The organism is Clostridiisalibacter paucivorans DSM 22131, from assembly GCF_000620125.1.
Taxonomy (GTDB): Bacteria; Bacillota; Clostridia; order Tissierellales; family Clostridiisalibacteraceae; genus Clostridiisalibacter; species Clostridiisalibacter paucivorans.
Genome location: NZ_JHVL01000042.1, coordinates 13547 through 31873 on the forward strand (window position 1 = coordinate 13547; position 18327 = coordinate 31873).

Here is an 18327-nt window from a genome sequence, read left to right on the forward strand (position 1 = left end):
ATGAGTAATATGTATAATGATTATAGACCATGCCCTTACCCCTATTATTTCAATATGCCAATGTATAATCCTTATATGCCATATTTGTATCCTCGCTATGGTAATGGTCCAATATATAATAACCCAAATTCTTGGAACAATTTCATAAGGTTAAAGGACTACGGCCCTGAACCATTCGTAGTTAATATTGACGATGCTACTGAACAAAACAACTATTTTCGTTTAGCTTTATGGACAGGAGAACATTTACAAGTTACTTTGATGAGTATTGACGTAGGAGATGACATAGGGTTAGAAGTACATGAAACAGGTGACCAATTCATACGTATTGAGGAAGGTCAAGGACTTGTTAGGATGGGAGACACGAAAAATAATTTGGATTTTCAAAGAAGGGTCTATGATGACTATGCTATCATGATACCTGCCGGTAAATGGCACAATATAATAAATACAGGGTCTGAACCCCTTAAATTGTATGCCATATATGCTCCACCAGAACACCCCCGTGGAACAGTTCATAAAACTAAGGCCGATGCAGAAGCCGATGAAAATAATTGCTAATAAATATAAAAACTAGGATAGAGATGCATCTCCATCCTAGTTTTTATATTTGACTTCAAATAATATATTTTGATAGAGGTTATCTTGTAAACAAATTATTGTTTCATTAACTGATTCAATCCATACTTCGATGTTAACATTTCAAGGTTATCAAATATCTTCTTTTCATCCCAGTTCCACCATTGAAGCTTTAACAGAAATTTAATCTCTTCATCTGTAAAACGGTTCTTAATATATTTAGCTGGATTACCACCATAAATTGTATATGGCTCAATATTTTTAGTTACTGTTGAATTAGCAGCAATGATAGCACCATCTCCCACTTTTACTCCAGGCATGATAGTTACATTTTGACCTATCCAAACATCATTACCGATTACTGTATCTCCTTTAAATGGTAACTGCTCTACTGTTGGGGTTACCTTTTCCCAACCATCTTCAAATATGTTAAAAGGGTATGTTGTAATTCCATCCATTTTGTGGTTTGCCCCATTCATTATAAACTTAACTCCTTCTGCTATTGCACAAAATTTCCCTATTATCAACTTATCTCCTAAAAATTCATAATGATGTTCTATATTATCGTAAAATTTCTCGGGGGATTTTTTATTGTCACTATAATAAGTATATTCTCCAATCTCAACATTAGGTCTTTTAGGCAAATTACTTATATAGCAAACTGTCTTTATGTTTCCATTGGGATACAATTTTTTCTTATCTGGTCCAATCATAAAATACTTGCTCCTTTCCTTATTTTCATATTTCTCTCACACCAAGTTTATACTTTTGAATAAAATAAAAAAACTTTCCTACTCTATAAAGTTTTGGAAAGTATATAAGTATCACAATATATATCTAGCACAAATTTACTATTCTAAAATACAAATAATTTAAAAATGCTGTATAAATACAAATTAAATATGACACATATTATAATCCTATCCAAAACTTTTATTAAGCAATTTAGAATAATTTAAAATAAAATATACCAATATCATTCTAACTTACTCATATAGATGTAAATTCTAAAACTGGATAAGATTATATGCTCATTTTAACTAATCACCTCATAATTTTTATTTTAACTACATTTAGATTATAAGTCTTTTTATGACTACAAGTCAAGGCGGTTTACTAATAGTTTTAAAACTATTAGTAAACTGCCCTTTTAATTAATGCCCTTTTTTCTTTTCTTTCTTTTTTTGTTGCTTTTTAAGAAACTTCAATCTTTTTTCTTCTTCTCTTTGTTTCTTTGATTTTTTCTTTTTTTCCAGTTTATTTGCCTCTCTTTGAAGTCTAATAGATTCTTGGGCTTTTGTAGAAACACCTTTGGCTTTAGTTATCTTTTTAATTTGTCTTTGAAGTCTTTTAGGATTAATCTTCTTATTTTTAGTTTTATCCATATTAATAGGTTTACTAAATTTAAGTTTACTGTAATTTTGTAAAACATACTCATAAACATCATAATCTTTTGGCTCTGGTCCAAAAACAACTCTAGATGTCATCAGTTTACCACTTTCTACTTTCTCAAATATGCCTACCCAAAAAGGTTCTTCAAAATAAATTGTTAACTTATTCAATTCAATCCCTCCTGTTATTTAAGTAGCTATACTTTGAGAATGGACAACCCCAGGAGGGCAGGTTACTGACAGATTATATCTGCATTCGGACTACCAACCGAATCGTGTTTTTATCTCGTGCTACTTTAATATAAAATATTTTATAATATATAGTTATAATGATAACATATATCAAGTTTTATTATTATCCTTGCATAAACTTATTTATATCTTTGTACATATTCATCTTTTAACATTGACATTAAATGAACATCATAATATTCGCCATTTTTTCTACAATTGTTTCTCAAAACCCCTTCATATTTAAATCCCAGTGATTGATATAAAAATGAAGCAGGATTCCCAGTATAATGATCAAGATACATTCTTTCAAGGTTCCATTCGTCAAAACAAAGCTTCATAATTGCCTCCATAGCTTGTCTACCATAGCCTTTATTTCTCATTGCTGGATCACCGATATAAATTCTGAATACTTCAACTTTCCAACCCTCAATTAAATCACCAAGTATAATTCTTCCAATGGGCTTTCCTGTATCCCTAAGGACTATAGTATACTGCCTCTTATTAGGATTATCATCATAATGGACATATGTACGCGCAACCGTTTCATAACTTTGATTTTCAGAAATACTAAAGAATTCATTTACCTCAGGTGTTAATTCCCATTTGTAGAAAATATCAATATCATCCCATGTAGAATTCCTAATGCTTAAATCTTTTGTTTTCATGTCATCCTCCCCTTTTACCTAATAAATTAAAACATCTTATTATATTTAAACTATTCCCATCTACTTTTATATACTAACACAAACAATCATTTTTATCATTCATATTAATTGAATTATAAAAAATCCCCTATCTACTTTAAATTTATAGTGCCCTTTCCATATCTGACATTACATATTTATTTAATTATAACTCTTTTAAACAAAAGGTTAACAGACAAAACATCTGTTAACCCTTATAATATAATTCTATTATCTATATAAAGTAGAATTACTTTTCCCTATATATCATAACAGTAACAACACCACTCTTATTTCTTGAAAAAGCTAGAATATTTTTAGTATATTCATCAATATAGTAATTGTCAGAAAATCCAGTCTGTCCCTCTTCAAATAATTTACTTAACTCTGTTTCAAGTTTATGACCATCAAATTGATATTTAATTATACCAGACTCATCAGGAATAACCTCTTGTACTGATTCTGGAATGAGTTCAGATTTTTCCAGCAAGGATTCGATATCCATTGGATTCATATCCTCAGTTTCTTGAGAAGGTGTGTGATAAGCAAATAGTGACTGAAGATAATTCTCAGCTTTATCAAAATCTCCTTTTAATGGGTCTATAGGTAAATCAAACAATATATTTACACCTTCATAATCAACATTAGGAATAATTTCACCAGTTTCTAAATCGTAATCATAAGCTTTGATATCGTAAAATGGATTAGAAATAACACCAAGATATAGTCCCCTATCTGCAAAAATTTCTAAGCCATCACATTCTACAATTCGGTACATTATTCCATCTTTCACAAAATCACTATAACCGCCATTCATTGTAATAATATTCACTTTACTTGGATCCTGACCTTTTATAAAATCTGGTTCAAATTTTTATCATTCAATTATACAAAAATAAAAAAGAGAGAATTTTATTGTATCAAATCCTCTCTTTTATAACATACCTACTTTGCCCAGTAGATATTAAAATTCATTTTGAAATTTTAACTAGCTCTATACATCTTCTAATGGAAAATATATGTGTACATAGTAGATAGGTCTTTCATCTACATCTTGTGACAAATAATAGACCTCATAATAGTTTCCTTTAAGGTTACACTTATTTTTATCACAATATGAGTCTACCTTTTCCATTACCTCATCTAGGTACATATTATCTGAAAATACATCCCCTATATAATTAAATCTAAGGGTGTTAACAAAATCTATCCTTTGTATTATATCACAATCACTGGACACTATATTTGCACAGTATACCTTTCCCTTATCCTGTGAATCAAAATCTTGTAATTGATTCATGTAACCTAAAAAAGAAGTTCTAGTCCAGAATTCATCTAACACATCACTTATATCAATGGGTCTATCCATATGAATATTTTCATCGTCAGTGGTAAAGTTTAAATCATTGCAGACATAAATAAAATCACCTTTCTTGTATTCAACTGCATTGGGATTCAACTTAAAACTCTCCAACCTTTTGTTAAATTCTTTAATATAGGCTATCTTCTTATCAATTAGTAACTTTTGCAATTCTAGACTTTCAACATGTTCTATATTAAAAGCTATCAAGTCGTTTAAGTTATTGTATTCTAACCAGTCTTTAATGCTATTAATAGAGACCTCCATCTCCCTTAACCTTGTCACACAGCTAAATTTCAATGTATCGTTTATATCATAATACCTATATCTATTGTTTTTTATAACTGTAGGGGTTACTAACCCTTCTTTGTCATAATATCTTACTGTATCAGAAGAAACATTATGAAACCTTGCCACATCTCCCGTTTTAAAATATTTGCCAAACATCTTATTACACCTTTCCCATCACGTATTTCTTTTAATTATATCATAAAAATACATATAATGAGATTAGAAACTCTATTTTTTATTATCATATGCATCTTTACTCATAGTCAGTAATAACTCACTATAGCTGGGATATGGATGTATCGCTTCTTGCAATCTATAGAACGGTATTTTAAAGGACTTTACTATTTGGAGTTCTCCTAGCATCTCACATGCCCTCTCACCTAAAATACTAGCTCCTAAAATATATCCTTGTTCATCACATAGCACTTTAGCCATACCTTGACTTTTTTGGTCTACAACCGCTCTATCTACATCACTATATTTATGTGTAAAGACTTGTATCTTGTTTCCAAATTGGGCCCTTGCTTCTTCTGTCATACCTGTTCTTGCAAGTTCAGGATGGGTAAAAGTACACCAAGAAGTATTGCTATAGTCTACTGTTCCTTTTGTCTGTGTAAATGCATTTTTCACTGCCTGTTTTGCTTGAACAGCCCCCATATGTGAAAATAAATAAGGACCTACGACATCTCCAACAGCATATATATTAGGGATATTTGTTTCAAAATAATCATCTACTTCGATTCCTTTTTTATTATGTTTTACCCCTATTTTTTCTAAATTGAAACCTTTCAAATTAGGTTTTCTCCCCAATGCAAGTAGGATTTTTTCTGCCTTTACTTCACTGGTATTTCCGTGTTTATCTATTATTAAATTGACACTGTTTTCTTCTTCTTTCACTTCTACACCCTTAGCAGATGTAAATACTTCTATACCTTCTTTTTCTAAAGTTTTTTGTATATCCAGTGCCATTTCCTTTTCTTCTCTCACCAATAAAGTTTCAGCCATTTCAACTATCTTCACATGCACACCTAATCTATTAAAGGCTTGTGCTAATTCAACCCCAATAGGCCCTCCACCTAAGACAATCATACTCTCTGGAAGGTCCTTTAATAGAAAAATATTTTCATTAGTTAGATAATTAACTTGATCTAATCCCTTAATTGGAGGAACTAAGGCTGATGTTCCTGTACAAATAAATATTTTATCTGCTTTGATTTCTTTTCCATCTACATCTAAGGTGTTAATATCTTTAAATTTAGCATATCCTTTTATATAGTGTACACCTGCTTCTTCTAACACTTCAACAGCCTCTGCCTGGTGGGCAGTATGAACTAATTGTCTAACCTTATTTAATATCTCTTTACCATCTATATTTACTTTTCCATATTTTTTAGCAGTGTGGATTTCATCTGCAATATTGATCAGTGCCTTACTAGGTATGCATCCTGACCAAGTACATTCTCCACCGGGTGCATTTTTTTCAATAAGTACTACTTTTTTCCCTAAACCAAGGGCCTCAAACGAAGCATTTAACCCTCCAGCACCGGCTCCTATAATAGCAATATCATATTTATTCATCAAAATCCCCCTCATCATCATTATTTATATTATACTTAAATTATAAACTATGAAGTAACTCAAGGGTCAATACCATATCTAATTAAAAAATTATAGAATTTATTTAATTGATTTGAGCTGCTTTAATAACCAGTCGTGTCGGTGGATGTGTCACATCAATAGGATCACAGGTAATCAAAGTTATTTCGCTTGTTCCAGAATATTCTAATACAGATATTTCTGTTTCATCTACAATATCCTTACTAAAAACACTGTAAATATATTTATTGTGTTCATGGTCTACTACAATAATTTCATCCCCAATTTCTATTTCATTTAGTCGATTAAAATGTCTTCCAAACGATCTACTTCTATGACCAGCTATAGCATAATTATTTCCTTTCCATGGTTTCCCGGTATTATTAATACTAGATACAGAAACATTTAAATGTTCCCTTGTAGCCCCAGCTATTATTGGCATAAAAAGATCTATTTTATCTATCTGTAGACTAGCTTCAACAGGCCATTTCATTTTGAGTTCTTTCCATTTTTCTTCTTGTTCTTTTTCAATTTTATCCTGAGGAATATTTATAAGTTCAGTAGATAAATCTTCCCTTTTTTCATCTATATTACGGATAATTGCCATACTCTCTAAATAGTCCTCCATAATTTCTTGTTGCTTTCTATCATAATAATAATTTTTTAAGCTTGGATAAGCTATTATCAAAACACCCGATATAATTAAAATAATAGATATTATATCTTTAATATGGTATCTCTTTTTTGTTTCTATCATAATTTTAACTTTAAATCTTCCTCCTTGTTTTAAAAAATATAGTAATGAACTTCCTTAATTTTCACTAAGGAAGCTCATTACTTATATAATATTTCTTTTATTATTACATCTTAGACTTGTTTATATTTCTCCTTTTTAGCTCTATACCTAAAGCGATTAAAAATGCTCCAATCAAATACATTGTAGAATGATTTTGTTCTCCTGTTTGAGGCAATGTTTCATCTCCTGCTCCAGGAGCCCTTCCTAAAGGAATATCCTCAACATCAATTTCGATAAACTTTTCTTCCTCCGTTCCATCTGGATATTTGATTTTGATAGTGGACTTATCTTTTCCTACAAAACCAGGATTTGGTGTATAAGTCCATTTCCCTTTTTCATCAATGGTTACTTTCCCATTTTCAGGAGGTGTCCCTAGTTCTGGATTGCTATCTTCTGGAACATCCAACTCTCCATCTACTGATGTGTCTTCTTCTATTACAGGCTCTTCTGGGTCTGGGTTAGGATCTAATTCTGGATCTACATCTGGTTCTGGGTCTGGTTCCGGGCCTGGTTCTGAATCAGGTTTTGGATCTGGATCTGGGTCCTTGCTTCCTCCCCCTCCTGAATTACGTTTTTTAGCATTTTCTCTTTGTATTTCATATATTACAGGGGTTTGTTTATCGATATTCACCGTAAAATCTGTTGAATCTAATCGATACCTATTAGGCGCTTTTGTTTCTTTTATTGTGTACTCTCCAAAAACTAATCCTTCTATCTTAGCTAACCCATCATCATTTGTTACAATTTCACCAATTATTTTACCCTCTTCATTCTTCACTTCAAAAACGGCTCCTGACAATGCCTTGTCAGTATTTCTTTTATCTATTTTTTTAATAACTAAGGTACGAAGTGGATGGTTTTCTATTGTAACTGTAGTGCCTTCATCAGTCTTTATTTCCACTGTTTCCTCTACGTAGAGTTCATGATATCCTTCTGGAATATCCATCTCCTTTACTGTATATATACCTGTTTCTAGATTATCCACATTGGCTATTCCCTTTTCATCCGTTATAAATTTCTTTATTAAGTCATCATCTTTATTATATATTCCAAACTCTACTCCAACTAATCCTTCTCCAGACCACGCATCTAGTTTATTAATTACTAATGTCCCTACAGGTATTTTTTTATTTTCAACTTGTAACTCTACAGTCATTCCATTATCAGTGATTGTAACATTGTAATCCTTATTATTAATATAGTAGCCTTCTGGTGCCTTTACTTCTCGAAGAATATACTCACCATATACCAAATCATCTATTTGTGCTACGCCATCTTTGTTCGTTTCAATAGTATCTACATATAATTCTCCCGAATCCGTTACCTTAAAAATTTTAAATTCTGCATTTTGAAGCTTTTTACTTGTATTTTTTCCATCTGTCTTTATAATCTTCAACTTTCCCTTTATGCTGCTATTCTCTAATTCATATAGAGCTTCTGAACTACTTCCTTCGGGCTGAGCATATACAGTTTCACCATTCTCTAAAATATTTGCTTTAAGCATTACACTGGTTTTTAAATACCCCTCTGCAGGTGTCTTCTCTTTAATAACATATCTACCATATGCTACATCCTTAAAGCTTACCGTACCTTGTGCACTACTAGTATCTTCTGCAATAGGAATATCTGTATTTGATTCTTCAAAAAGCTCAAATATTGCTCCTTTTATAGGGTCTTTCGTATCCTTATCTATTTTTTTGAATTCAATATTACCTTTAACCATTTCATTTTTCATACTATAAGCAATATCTTTTTCTTCACTAGATAGAGTGAATTTATATTCTGCATTTTCATCAACCACATATCCCTCTGGTGCTTCTATCTCTTTGATAATATAGGGAATTCCAAATTTTAATTTATCAAATACAACTATACCAGCTTGATCTGTAGACTTAATATCTCCCATAGCATCTCCAAATCTATTGAAAAGCTGAAATTTAGCATTCTCAAGTTTAACTTCATGGTTATCTTTATCTACCTTTGTCAATGTCAAACTTCCATTCCTTCCACTTGCACCTCCACCAACTTCTTGCACTTCTACTGTAATCTTCTTAGAATCCCCTGTTTCGTCACCATGACTCCCTTGGAAACTTATACTATTGCTAAAGGTAGCATTTTTATGTGTGCTGGCAATATCTGTTTGAAACTTTAGTAGATATGCATTTGTAATTGTCTTCTCAAAATGGAATTTAAATAATCTTGTATTATTATTGTATTCAATATTATCTCTAGTTAACTCCACTTCATTACCCTTTGTATGGGAACCATCTGAATCTATATTAAGTTCAAACAATTGCACCGTTGCTGTATCAAGACTAAGGCCTTCCTGTAGTGTATCCTCCAAAATAGGATTATCTATCTCCAATTGATTCTTATTGACAATAACATTCCACTCAATAAAAGAATCTCCCTTCTCATATTCTCCCGTCTTACTTACCACTACACGATTAATCTCTTGTGTACCTTTGCTTTCAACATTATCTGGAATATCATCTCCATATAATTTCACAGTATTCTCTATATTAATTGGCCCATTTGTCTCAAATATAGAAAGATTTGTTATTTTTGTCTTGAAAGTTATTATTTGTTTCGTATTGATTGTAGTAGGAAACTCATATTTGAGTAACTTAGAATTTTTATTATATGTGTAGCTCCCCTTACTACCATCTTCTGGTACAACATCTCCATTGATTGTAACAGAGTCTTCTACAAATGCTTGCCCATCTGGAACAACATCTTCAATATAAGCATTATTCATCCCCATATTGTTTTGGTTAACTAAAATTTCCCAAGTTACAATTCTGTCTACATAACAATAGTCTATTCCAGTTTTTTCAATAACTTTACTTCTATAGGTTTTACTGGCTGTGTCAGTAGTTTCTGGAATATTGTCACCTTTCAATGTTACTTCATTAGTAAAGGCTTTACTTCCATTTACAGCATATACTTTATTATCTAACACCTTAGTTCTAAACCTTAAAGTATAGATATCATTAATCTTATTATCTGTTTCTTTCCCAGTAAAATCATAGATAAATGTGTTATTCCCTTTATCATAAGAGAGTCCATCGGTAGTTTTTATGCCATTTACTGTAAAAGAATCTTCCACATATTTAAGCCCATCTGGTATTATATCTGTAACCACAGGATTCTCTATCTCTATCTTATTACGATTTATAACAATTGCCCACTCAATCTCATGGCTAGAAGGATAATGATTTAATCCCATTTTGCTAATTACTTCAGTATCTGCCCTTACTCCTATTCCCACCGAAGCATCCCCGGGAATACCGGTTCCAATAAATGTAGCTGTATTTGTATAAACTTTTGCCGTATTAGATTTATAGGCATCGGGGTCCGTTACATCTGTAATATATGTAAATTTATGGGGCTCATTTAATTCTGCTGCAAATGTATAGTTAAGCTTCTTTTCCACATCATCGTAGGTTAAGGGTCCGCCTATTGATATTGGATTATTATCTAATTTAATACTGTTTTTGTCTAAGGTCAATCCATCAGGAATTATGTCCTCAATTTTAGCCCCTGCAGGTATATTAAAATAATTATTATTTATAGTTACAATCCATTCAATCTTTTTTGTCTCCCTATTGTGTTTACCTACTTTGCTTATAAAATCTGACTTAATCTGTCTAGTAGATGTATCCTCTTGCTCTTTAACATCTCCACTTTCTATATCCTTATACTTCACATTAGCCCTATTATTAAAGGATATTGATTCCCCTTCTGAAGTAAAAGCTGTTATATCTGGCTTTGTTTTAAATTTAATAGTATAGACCTCATTGGAATTTGTATTAATAGTGTACTTAAATGTAATTTTAAGTTCTCTATTCTCTCCACTGGGTTCAGTGACTATAACCTCATTATCTTTATCCCATCCATCTATATTGGCATCCATATTAAAGGAACCAGACACATACTCTTGATTATTTTCTATTAAATCTGTGATTATAACATCTTCTATAGGTAGATTAGAAGTTGGAGAACTGCCGGGCTCAACCTCTATAGTCCAGGTAATTTCATTGTCCTTTGCACTATAGCTGTTGGTTTTACTAATATTCACTTTAGTTTCTTCAGGTACAGTCTCAAATTCAACCTTTATTTCACAAGTACTTTCCCCATTTAAATCAAAAACAATATTTGTCTCTCCTTCATTTCCAATTTTAGAACTTTCAAACCGTCTTTCTACCCAAAATTTTCCTTTTATGTCTCCCAACCCTTGTTGTTCTACATAATCTGTAAAAACTACTTTTACTGTATTATCAACATAAAAGTTTGCATAGGCTATGGTATTACCATCTTGGTCATTTAATGGATGATTTAGAAAATCCTTATTAATTTTTTGTATTTCTTCTGGTACCGTGATAGTAAAATCTTCATCCTCTTTTAAATCCATGGTATTAGGTATTTCAAAATAATAAGTAATCCTTAACTCTGAATCCTTTGACACTGGCTCTGGCAATGGATTCCCCTCTGTATCTGTTAATTTTATTTCTCTAATAAAATATACAGATTCTGATACTGTAGGTTCATCTCTAGAACCATAAATTGCTTCTGTAACTGTTTGATTATTGGCATACGCAAAAAAATCCTGGGGCAAAATACCAATAAGTATATTTAGCATAAATACTAACATAAACATTATACTAATTTTTTTATTTCTATTATTTTTGTTAAACATCATATTTTTTTATTTCTCTCCTTCTTTAAGTTAAGCTTTCTTTTATTTAAGTTTTTAAAATATCATCTTTTCTTAATTGATAATTCTATCATCACCTCTTTAAACTTTTTTGAAACTATTAAACTTCATTTAATAAAAAACACCCTAGACTATACCCTATACCCCCTTATTTAATTTATTAGCTCTCTTTTTAAATAGCCCCTTACCAAATCTAAATCAACTTTGTTGTATTTTTTTGGATAAATTACTGTACATTATATATATTAGCAAAGAATAAAATAATTACTATGGAACAATTGTTCATACATTCCTTATAAAATTACATACTAAAAAAAGACATACTTTGTTTAACAAAGAACGTCTTTTAATTAATTCAAATCATATTTTTCCTTAAATTTATAAATAATTTCCCAATTTATTCTATCATCCTTAGCCATTATATTAAACATATCTTGCATTACAATATAGTAAGCATCCGTTGGTTTATATTTAATCAGCAACAAATATAATACTTTTTCAAAGTACGAAAATGCATTATCATAATCCCCAATTTTATAATAAGAAAATGCTAAAAAACTATATGCAATACTAATTCTACCATATGAGTTAATTCTATTTTGATACTGTACAAGTTCATTTCCTTCATAAATTGCCTTATCTAACTTCCCTGACAAATAATATAATGTTATCAAATTAAGTCTAACTGTAACAATATAATGACTGTATTTTTCAATTTTATACTTATTACGAACTATATCATATGCTAATAATACAGCATACTCAGCATTTACTAAATCACCTATAATCTGATAGCATGTTGATAGCAATGAATATAAATTTGAGCCATAAATATTATTTAAATACTTTTTATCAGTTTTTTGCAATATGTGATTAATGGAATTTATTACTTCTTCATACTTTTCTTCCTTAAAAACCATGTATGCCAATCTATTTACTTCCAATTCATAAATCCATGGTTTATGATAGAAATCTGGTAATTTTTTTGCTTCATCTACAATATTCTTTAGTGTATCAAAATCAGATTCCCTTTGACATATCCTAAATTTTTTTAATACTTCATATACTTTTATAGGATTGATACAATCAAGATATTGGTAATAATCAAATAAGTCTATTCCTAGTCGGTCACTAATCATTGTTAACATATTTACTGATGGTGTGCGTTCACCTTTTTCAATCAAGTAAATATACTTTTGTGAGCAAATATTATCTGATAAATCTTTACGACTCATTCCTAACTTGTTCCGATGCACTTTAATAACATTACCTATATGACTCATGTTTATATCTCCTATCATTTTGATAGTACTATATATACCCTTTATGATGCTTAATATAGCATTGTGGTGTTTTTTCCACATATTTTTTAAACATGTCCTATTTCTTGCTTGTACTATATTGTATTTTAAAAATTTAAGAACACATTAGATATTTCTATTATCTTCACTAATATCAATTTGATATTTAATCTTATCATCGTATTTATCAACATATATATTATTATTTTCATCAATTGTGGAATAATATATTTCATCAATACGATTGACCTTAAATGGTTTCAACATATTCATCAAATCTTTTCCAGTAAGTTTCCTTTCTCTAAGATTTTCATAAATAATCTGTCCTCCAATTATTACTTCTGTTGGAATTGATTCGCTATTACTTGAAATACCTAGGTCTTCGCAAGTAACAGACCTCTTTTCCGCTTTTTTTATGACATTTAATTTCCCATTAATTTCTAATAATCCATATTTTACATATTCTGGGTTAAAAACATCTTTATCTCTCAATAGAAGGCTCAATTCATCTATACTATATCGTACCTTTTTTAAATTATTTTCAAGTATTTTTCCATCTTGAATCACCAATACAGGTTCTCCTTCAACTACTTTTCTGAATTCTCTTTTTTTTAGAGATATATATGAAACTAAACCAGTTAAAACTCCAAATAATAGCAATCCTACAAAATGTTGATATGTATTTTGATTCATATCTGTAGCAAGGGTAGCTGCAATTGATCCAAATGTTATTCCATTAATATATTCAAAAAAAGTAAGTTGAGCTACTTGTTGCCTACCTAAAATACGAGTTATAAATAAAATAGTAAAGAATGCTAAAAATGTTTGTATAATAATTTCTAGAAACAATTTCATTTCATTACCTCCAAAAAACAAATTTGTATTTATTTTTTACTAAATTGAGAATACTATACTTAAAACTATATGAGAGGTGTATAACTTGAATTTAATCTATGAAGGCATTTTTACAATAATATTTATAATAATTGGATTTATAGTTTTATATATACTGTCAAAAAATGAATATATTTAATGATATTAACATAAAAAATTCTCCTTTCTAGCTTTAATCTTATTTTGATTATTGCTAAAAAAGAGAATTTTTCTTTTAAATAGATATTACTTAAAATACTTTCTTATATTATTCTTCTACGTATAGTTCTAATTGACACTTCGTGTTCACCTAAAATTCCATGAATAGATTTACTATCCTCTATTAGACTATCCAATTTTTCATTTGTTTCTTGTCTAAATTCTGTTAAATCAACTGTTTGTTCAACTACAGCCTTTAAATCTTTCCTAATTTGTTCTTGTCCTATCTCTAGTCTTTCCTGTCTCTCTTCTAATTTCCTTTGCCCTATCTCTAGTCGCTCCTGTCTCTCTTCTAATTTCCTTTGCCCTATCTCTAGTCGCTCCTGTCTCTCTTCTAATTTCCTTTGCCCTATCTCTAGTCTTTCTTGTCTCTCTTCTAATTTCTTTTGCCCTATCTCTAGTCTTTCTTGTCTTCCTTCTAATTTCCTCTGTCCCATCTCTAACCGTTCTTGTCTTCCTTCTAGTCTCTTTTGTCCTTCCTTTAAACTTCCCAATTCTTCTAACACTATCTTTTGGAATTCTTCGTTGGTCATTTCAATCCCTCCGATTATATCTCTATACTAAGTATTATATCATAAAGTATATTTAGATATGGTAGGTATTATTATCAATCTTTATCAAAAAACAATGATTTTATGACAGCAAAATACTCTCGTATATATTGCTGAATAATACTAGATGGTGGAGTTTTAGCAGGCAATCCATAAGGTGTCATACCTAGTCTTTTAGCTAAAAACTTTGCCCTAAATATATGATACTTATTAGTGGCAATCAAAATTTTTACATTTTCTTTATCATCCAATAGCCTTATTTTTTCTAAACTAAATTTCAAGTTTTCAAAAGTAGAAGTAGATTTATCTTCAATAATTATCCTATTTTTATTTATTCCATTATTAATTAAATATTTTTCCATTGCATTTGCTTCTGGTATGTCTTCATCTGGTCCTTGTCCCCCCGATACTATTACTCTAACATTCTTATTCTTACTTAAATAATCTTTAGTAACTTTAAGTCTTTCTAATAAGGCAGGTGAAGGTTCTGACCCATAAAGTCTAGCGCCTAGTACTATAACATAATCAACTTCTTCTGTTGTTTTTTCATTTCCATCAACAATTATTAGTCCTTCAATAATTAAAAAAGACGCCAATACCATCAATACTAAAACAATTAGTAATCTAAATATTATTTTTTTCATCTGTTCTTCCATCTCTCTCCCATTTCTTTTTTAGATTTGATACTATATTAACATGAAATAGGATAATTAAATATATTACTAGGAAATTGTAATCTTATTGTAAATTAATAATCATTGAAATTTATAACCTTTTGTAATCAATCACTTTTTATCATTATTTCTCTTGATTTCAATAATAGGTTTTCTTAACAAGATATTACCAAATGCTGTTTTATCAAAGGGAATTAAGGGCCAGGTATATCTTTGCCCATTGATGTTTTTAGTAGTTACAAACATTATACTTATTAATATAATCCCTCCTATAAACCCATATATATTAAATAAACCGGTCAATAATAACAATAGTAATCTAAACATCCTAATTGCCATTGAAAACTCTATACTAGGTGTGATAAATGTCCCCACACTTACTATAACCATATATAAAATAGTTTCAGGTACTAACCACCCTACTTTAATAGCTAGTTCTCCAATTAATAGACCTCCAATAATACTTAGTGATGTAGACAATGTATTGGGAGTATGGATAGATGCAAGGCGTAAACCATCAAGCCCAATTTCTAATATTACAAATTGAATAAATATGGGAATTAGTGTTTCCTCTTTAGGTCCTAAAAATGTAAAAGCTTCAGGTAATAATTCATTATTAGTTACTAATAAAAACCATAGAGGGCTTAATATTAATGAAAAACACATAAATAAGTATCTCACCCATCTAAGATAGGTTCCCACAGATGGATTTTGATAATAATCCTCTGCATGTTGTGTGAAATGAAACATTGTTACTGGTACTATTAACGCACTTGGTGATGTATCTACAATTATTGCAATATGTCCTTCGAGCAAATGAGCTGAAACCACATCTGGTCTTTCAGAAAACCTAGCTTGTGGTATTGGATTATACCATTTTTTCTTTATTAGTAGTTCTTCTAGGGATTTTTCACCCATTACTAGAGCATCTACATCTATTTCATTTAATTTTTTCTTGATTATATTTAACAGATTTTTATCCACTATATCATCTATATATGATATGACAATATCACTTTTAGTGCGTTTTCCAACAGAATACATCTCAAAAATTAAATTCTCATCTCTAATTCTTCGTCTTATTAATGCAGTATTAAATATTATTGTTTCTACTAAACCATCTCTTGAACCTCTCGTCACCTTTTCTAAGTCAGGTTCTTCAGGACCCCTTGCAGGGTACGTTCTAGCATCTATTATAATACCTTTATTTTCACCGTCTATTACTAAGCCGACTGCTCCAGACAGCACTGCATTTTGAAGCTGATCCAAATCTTCAAATAAATCTACCTCAATATAAGATATATTTTTATCTATAAACTCCTTAACAGATTGTATATTCATATCTTCTTTTTTTAATTCTTGAAGATGTAATAATAACCAAAGCATTATATCATCTTTTGCAAAACCATCTATAAATACTAAATATGCCTTCTTATCTCCAAATACCAAGTCACGGTCTATAATGTCAAAACTTTTTTCTATTGGGAGTATATTATTTATTGCCTTTTTATTCTCTTCTAATTTCTGTGAAAGTTTCATATTAACACTCCAATGTCGTAAATTAATATATTTCTAGTTTATTTTTATCAACATTGGATTTTTTTATGCCTTGTATTTAGCCTATTCCAACCTTCTATAGTATTCTTTAAAATAATCCTTACTATTTTTGTATAGATATCGTAAACTCTTTGCCAACTTGATTCCAGTCTCCACTCATTCTTCCACTTTTTTCAGGAAGTTTTGCAGCATATGGAGTTAATGTAACAGATGTAATTTCATTGGATAAATCACCATATATATTTTCATATTTAAATACTATATCTTCTCCAGATTTACTTTCTAAGAAAAATACAACTTCATTTCCTAAATTATCAACTCCCCTTAAATCAATTTGATAAGCATCTGTAGACTTCCCTTTTACTTTTCCAAATATCTTTTGATTTACAGGATTTAATCTAAATTCTTCTAGGCTATAGCTTTGTTCATCTATATCAAATGAGTGCTCTATTGGTAACACATAGGTGTTTTCCGTTAATTCTTCACCATTTGCAGCAAACTCAAATTTCCATCTTCCTTTTATATTTTCCTCAGCATCTCCTATATAATAATTAAAATCACTTAATTCTATCTTGATGTCTACATTTTCTTTGGTATCAATTCCCTTAATGCCTACGCAATCAGTCTGTAAAAATAGAGTATTAGAATCATCGATTACCCTACGCATTCCAGTTGTTCCATAATTCGTTAGTCTTTTGCCATTGATAAATATTTCAGAGTCGAATCTAAAACCATCTACACGTTTATCAGTATTCACGATCGTAGAAAAAATTAGCTCATCTTTATCTATGATTACATCAGTTAATTTAACTTCTATTCCTTTATCCTGAACTGTTTGATTGACTACATTTGCATAAGGTTCAATATTTGTTTTGATGCCAAGTGCCTTTCCTATAGAATAATACATCTCTGAAATTTTTGATTCCGCAGCAGCATAGACATTTTTTCCAATATTTGTTTGGCCAACAACACTTATAGTCAATATTAAAGCAGCTGCAATGATTCCAAACTTTTTAAGATTTATTTTTTTCCTTATATTCTTTTTAAAATTGTCTTTTAATTTTTGCTTCTCCATATCACTTAATTCCTCCTCTTCATAATCTTCAATATTTACTTCTACTTGATTTAAAAGTTCATAAATATTTTTAGATTCCTTCATTTTTAGAACCTCCTCGTATAATATAGTTAGAACATTTGATAGAAATTAAATCTATTTTCAAGCAAACATTCTTATAAAATTTCAAATTAATATTCATATACTTAGTAAAGCTTTTCTTTATAAACATCATTTCTTTAAATATTGTTTCTATCATAAATCTTTAGCAGGAAACTCAGCAAATTAATGCTATGTTATCATGCTGATTCATAATATAATATCTCCTGAATAGAGGTTAGACGTACACCTCCTGGATGGTTTTTATAAACCGATATCCGTGAAAAAGCGTGTCATTCCATCAGTGAGATTCTATGTTTTAGCTGGTTGGGTTTCCTTCTAGGAATTACCC

The 18327-nt window shown here is 30.1% G+C and carries 15 protein-coding genes; 1 reads left to right on the forward strand and 14 read right to left on the reverse strand.

Going from position 1 to position 18327, the window contains the following annotated elements; genetic code table 11:
* Positions 1–9 precede the first annotated feature (9 nt).
* A complete protein-coding gene (locus Q326_RS0111395; protein WP_084489634.1) occupies positions 10–561 on the forward strand; it encodes a cupin domain-containing protein in 552 nt (183 codons plus the stop codon).
* Positions 562–656: 95 nt separating this feature from the next.
* Here the strand turns inward: Q326_RS0111395 and Q326_RS0111400 are convergent, their stop codons facing one another.
* The 14 genes from Q326_RS0111400 to Q326_RS0111465 form a co-directional block, all read right to left on the reverse strand.
* Positions 657–1292 (reverse strand): Vat family streptogramin A O-acetyltransferase, encoded by a 636-nt coding sequence (locus tag Q326_RS0111400; protein ID WP_026895516.1) that lies wholly within the window; start codon positions 1290–1292, stop codon positions 657–659.
* Positions 1293–1733: 441 nt separating this feature from the next.
* Complete coding sequence (locus Q326_RS0111405) at positions 1734–2141, reverse strand: YjdF family protein (RefSeq protein WP_026895517.1); 408 nt, start codon at positions 2139–2141, stop codon at positions 1734–1736.
* A 200-nt stretch (positions 2142–2341) separates the two neighbouring features.
* Positions 2342–2869 (reverse strand): GNAT family N-acetyltransferase, encoded by a 528-nt coding sequence (locus Q326_RS17995; RefSeq protein ID WP_051531414.1) that lies wholly within the window; start codon positions 2867–2869, stop codon positions 2342–2344.
* Positions 2870–3137: 268 nt separating this feature from the next.
* On the reverse strand, positions 3138–3719 hold the full coding sequence (locus tag Q326_RS17215) for a hypothetical protein (RefSeq protein ID WP_051531415.1): 582 nt from the start codon (positions 3717–3719) through the stop codon (positions 3138–3140).
* A gap of 162 nt (positions 3720–3881) precedes the next feature.
* A complete protein-coding gene (locus Q326_RS0111420; protein ID WP_026895518.1) occupies positions 3882–4694 on the reverse strand; it encodes a MerR family DNA-binding transcriptional regulator in 813 nt (270 codons plus the stop codon).
* Positions 4695–4766: 72 nt separating this feature from the next.
* On the reverse strand, positions 4767–6116 hold the full coding sequence (locus Q326_RS17220) for a dihydrolipoyl dehydrogenase family protein (RefSeq protein ID WP_051531417.1): 1350 nt from the start codon (positions 6114–6116) through the stop codon (positions 4767–4769).
* Between the two features lie 103 nt (positions 6117–6219).
* Complete coding sequence (locus Q326_RS0111430) at positions 6220–6891, reverse strand: class D sortase (RefSeq protein WP_026895519.1); 672 nt, start codon at positions 6889–6891, stop codon at positions 6220–6222.
* Positions 6892–6994: 103 nt separating this feature from the next.
* Complete coding sequence (locus Q326_RS0111435; protein ID WP_026895520.1) at positions 6995–11632, reverse strand: SpaA isopeptide-forming pilin-related protein; 4638 nt, start codon at positions 11630–11632, stop codon at positions 6995–6997.
* A gap of 365 nt (positions 11633–11997) precedes the next feature.
* A complete protein-coding gene (locus tag Q326_RS0111440) occupies positions 11998–12930 on the reverse strand; it encodes a helix-turn-helix transcriptional regulator (protein WP_026895521.1) in 933 nt (310 codons plus the stop codon).
* 144 nt (positions 12931–13074) lie between these two features.
* Positions 13075–13803 (reverse strand): DUF421 domain-containing protein, encoded by a 729-nt coding sequence (locus Q326_RS0111445; protein ID WP_026895522.1) that lies wholly within the window; start codon positions 13801–13803, stop codon positions 13075–13077.
* Between the two features lie 281 nt (positions 13804–14084).
* On the reverse strand, positions 14085–14573 hold the full coding sequence (locus tag Q326_RS17225; RefSeq protein ID WP_051531419.1) for a hypothetical protein: 489 nt from the start codon (positions 14571–14573) through the stop codon (positions 14085–14087).
* Positions 14574–14647: 74 nt separating this feature from the next.
* Positions 14648–15235, reverse strand: coding sequence for a YdcF family protein (locus Q326_RS0111455; RefSeq protein WP_026895523.1), 588 nt, complete (start codon positions 15233–15235; stop codon positions 14648–14650).
* Between the two features lie 141 nt (positions 15236–15376).
* Positions 15377–16804 carry a spore germination protein gene (locus tag Q326_RS0111460; protein WP_026895524.1) on the reverse strand — a complete coding sequence of 476 codons (1428 nt, stop codon included), beginning with the start codon at positions 16802–16804 and terminating at the stop codon, positions 15377–15379.
* Between the two features lie 121 nt (positions 16805–16925).
* The gene (locus tag Q326_RS0111465; RefSeq protein ID WP_034602011.1) at positions 16926–17981 is read right to left on the reverse strand and encodes a DUF4179 domain-containing protein; all 1056 of its coding nucleotides are present in this window, start codon (positions 17979–17981) and stop codon (positions 16926–16928) included.
* Between the last annotated feature and the right edge of the window lie 346 nt (positions 17982–18327).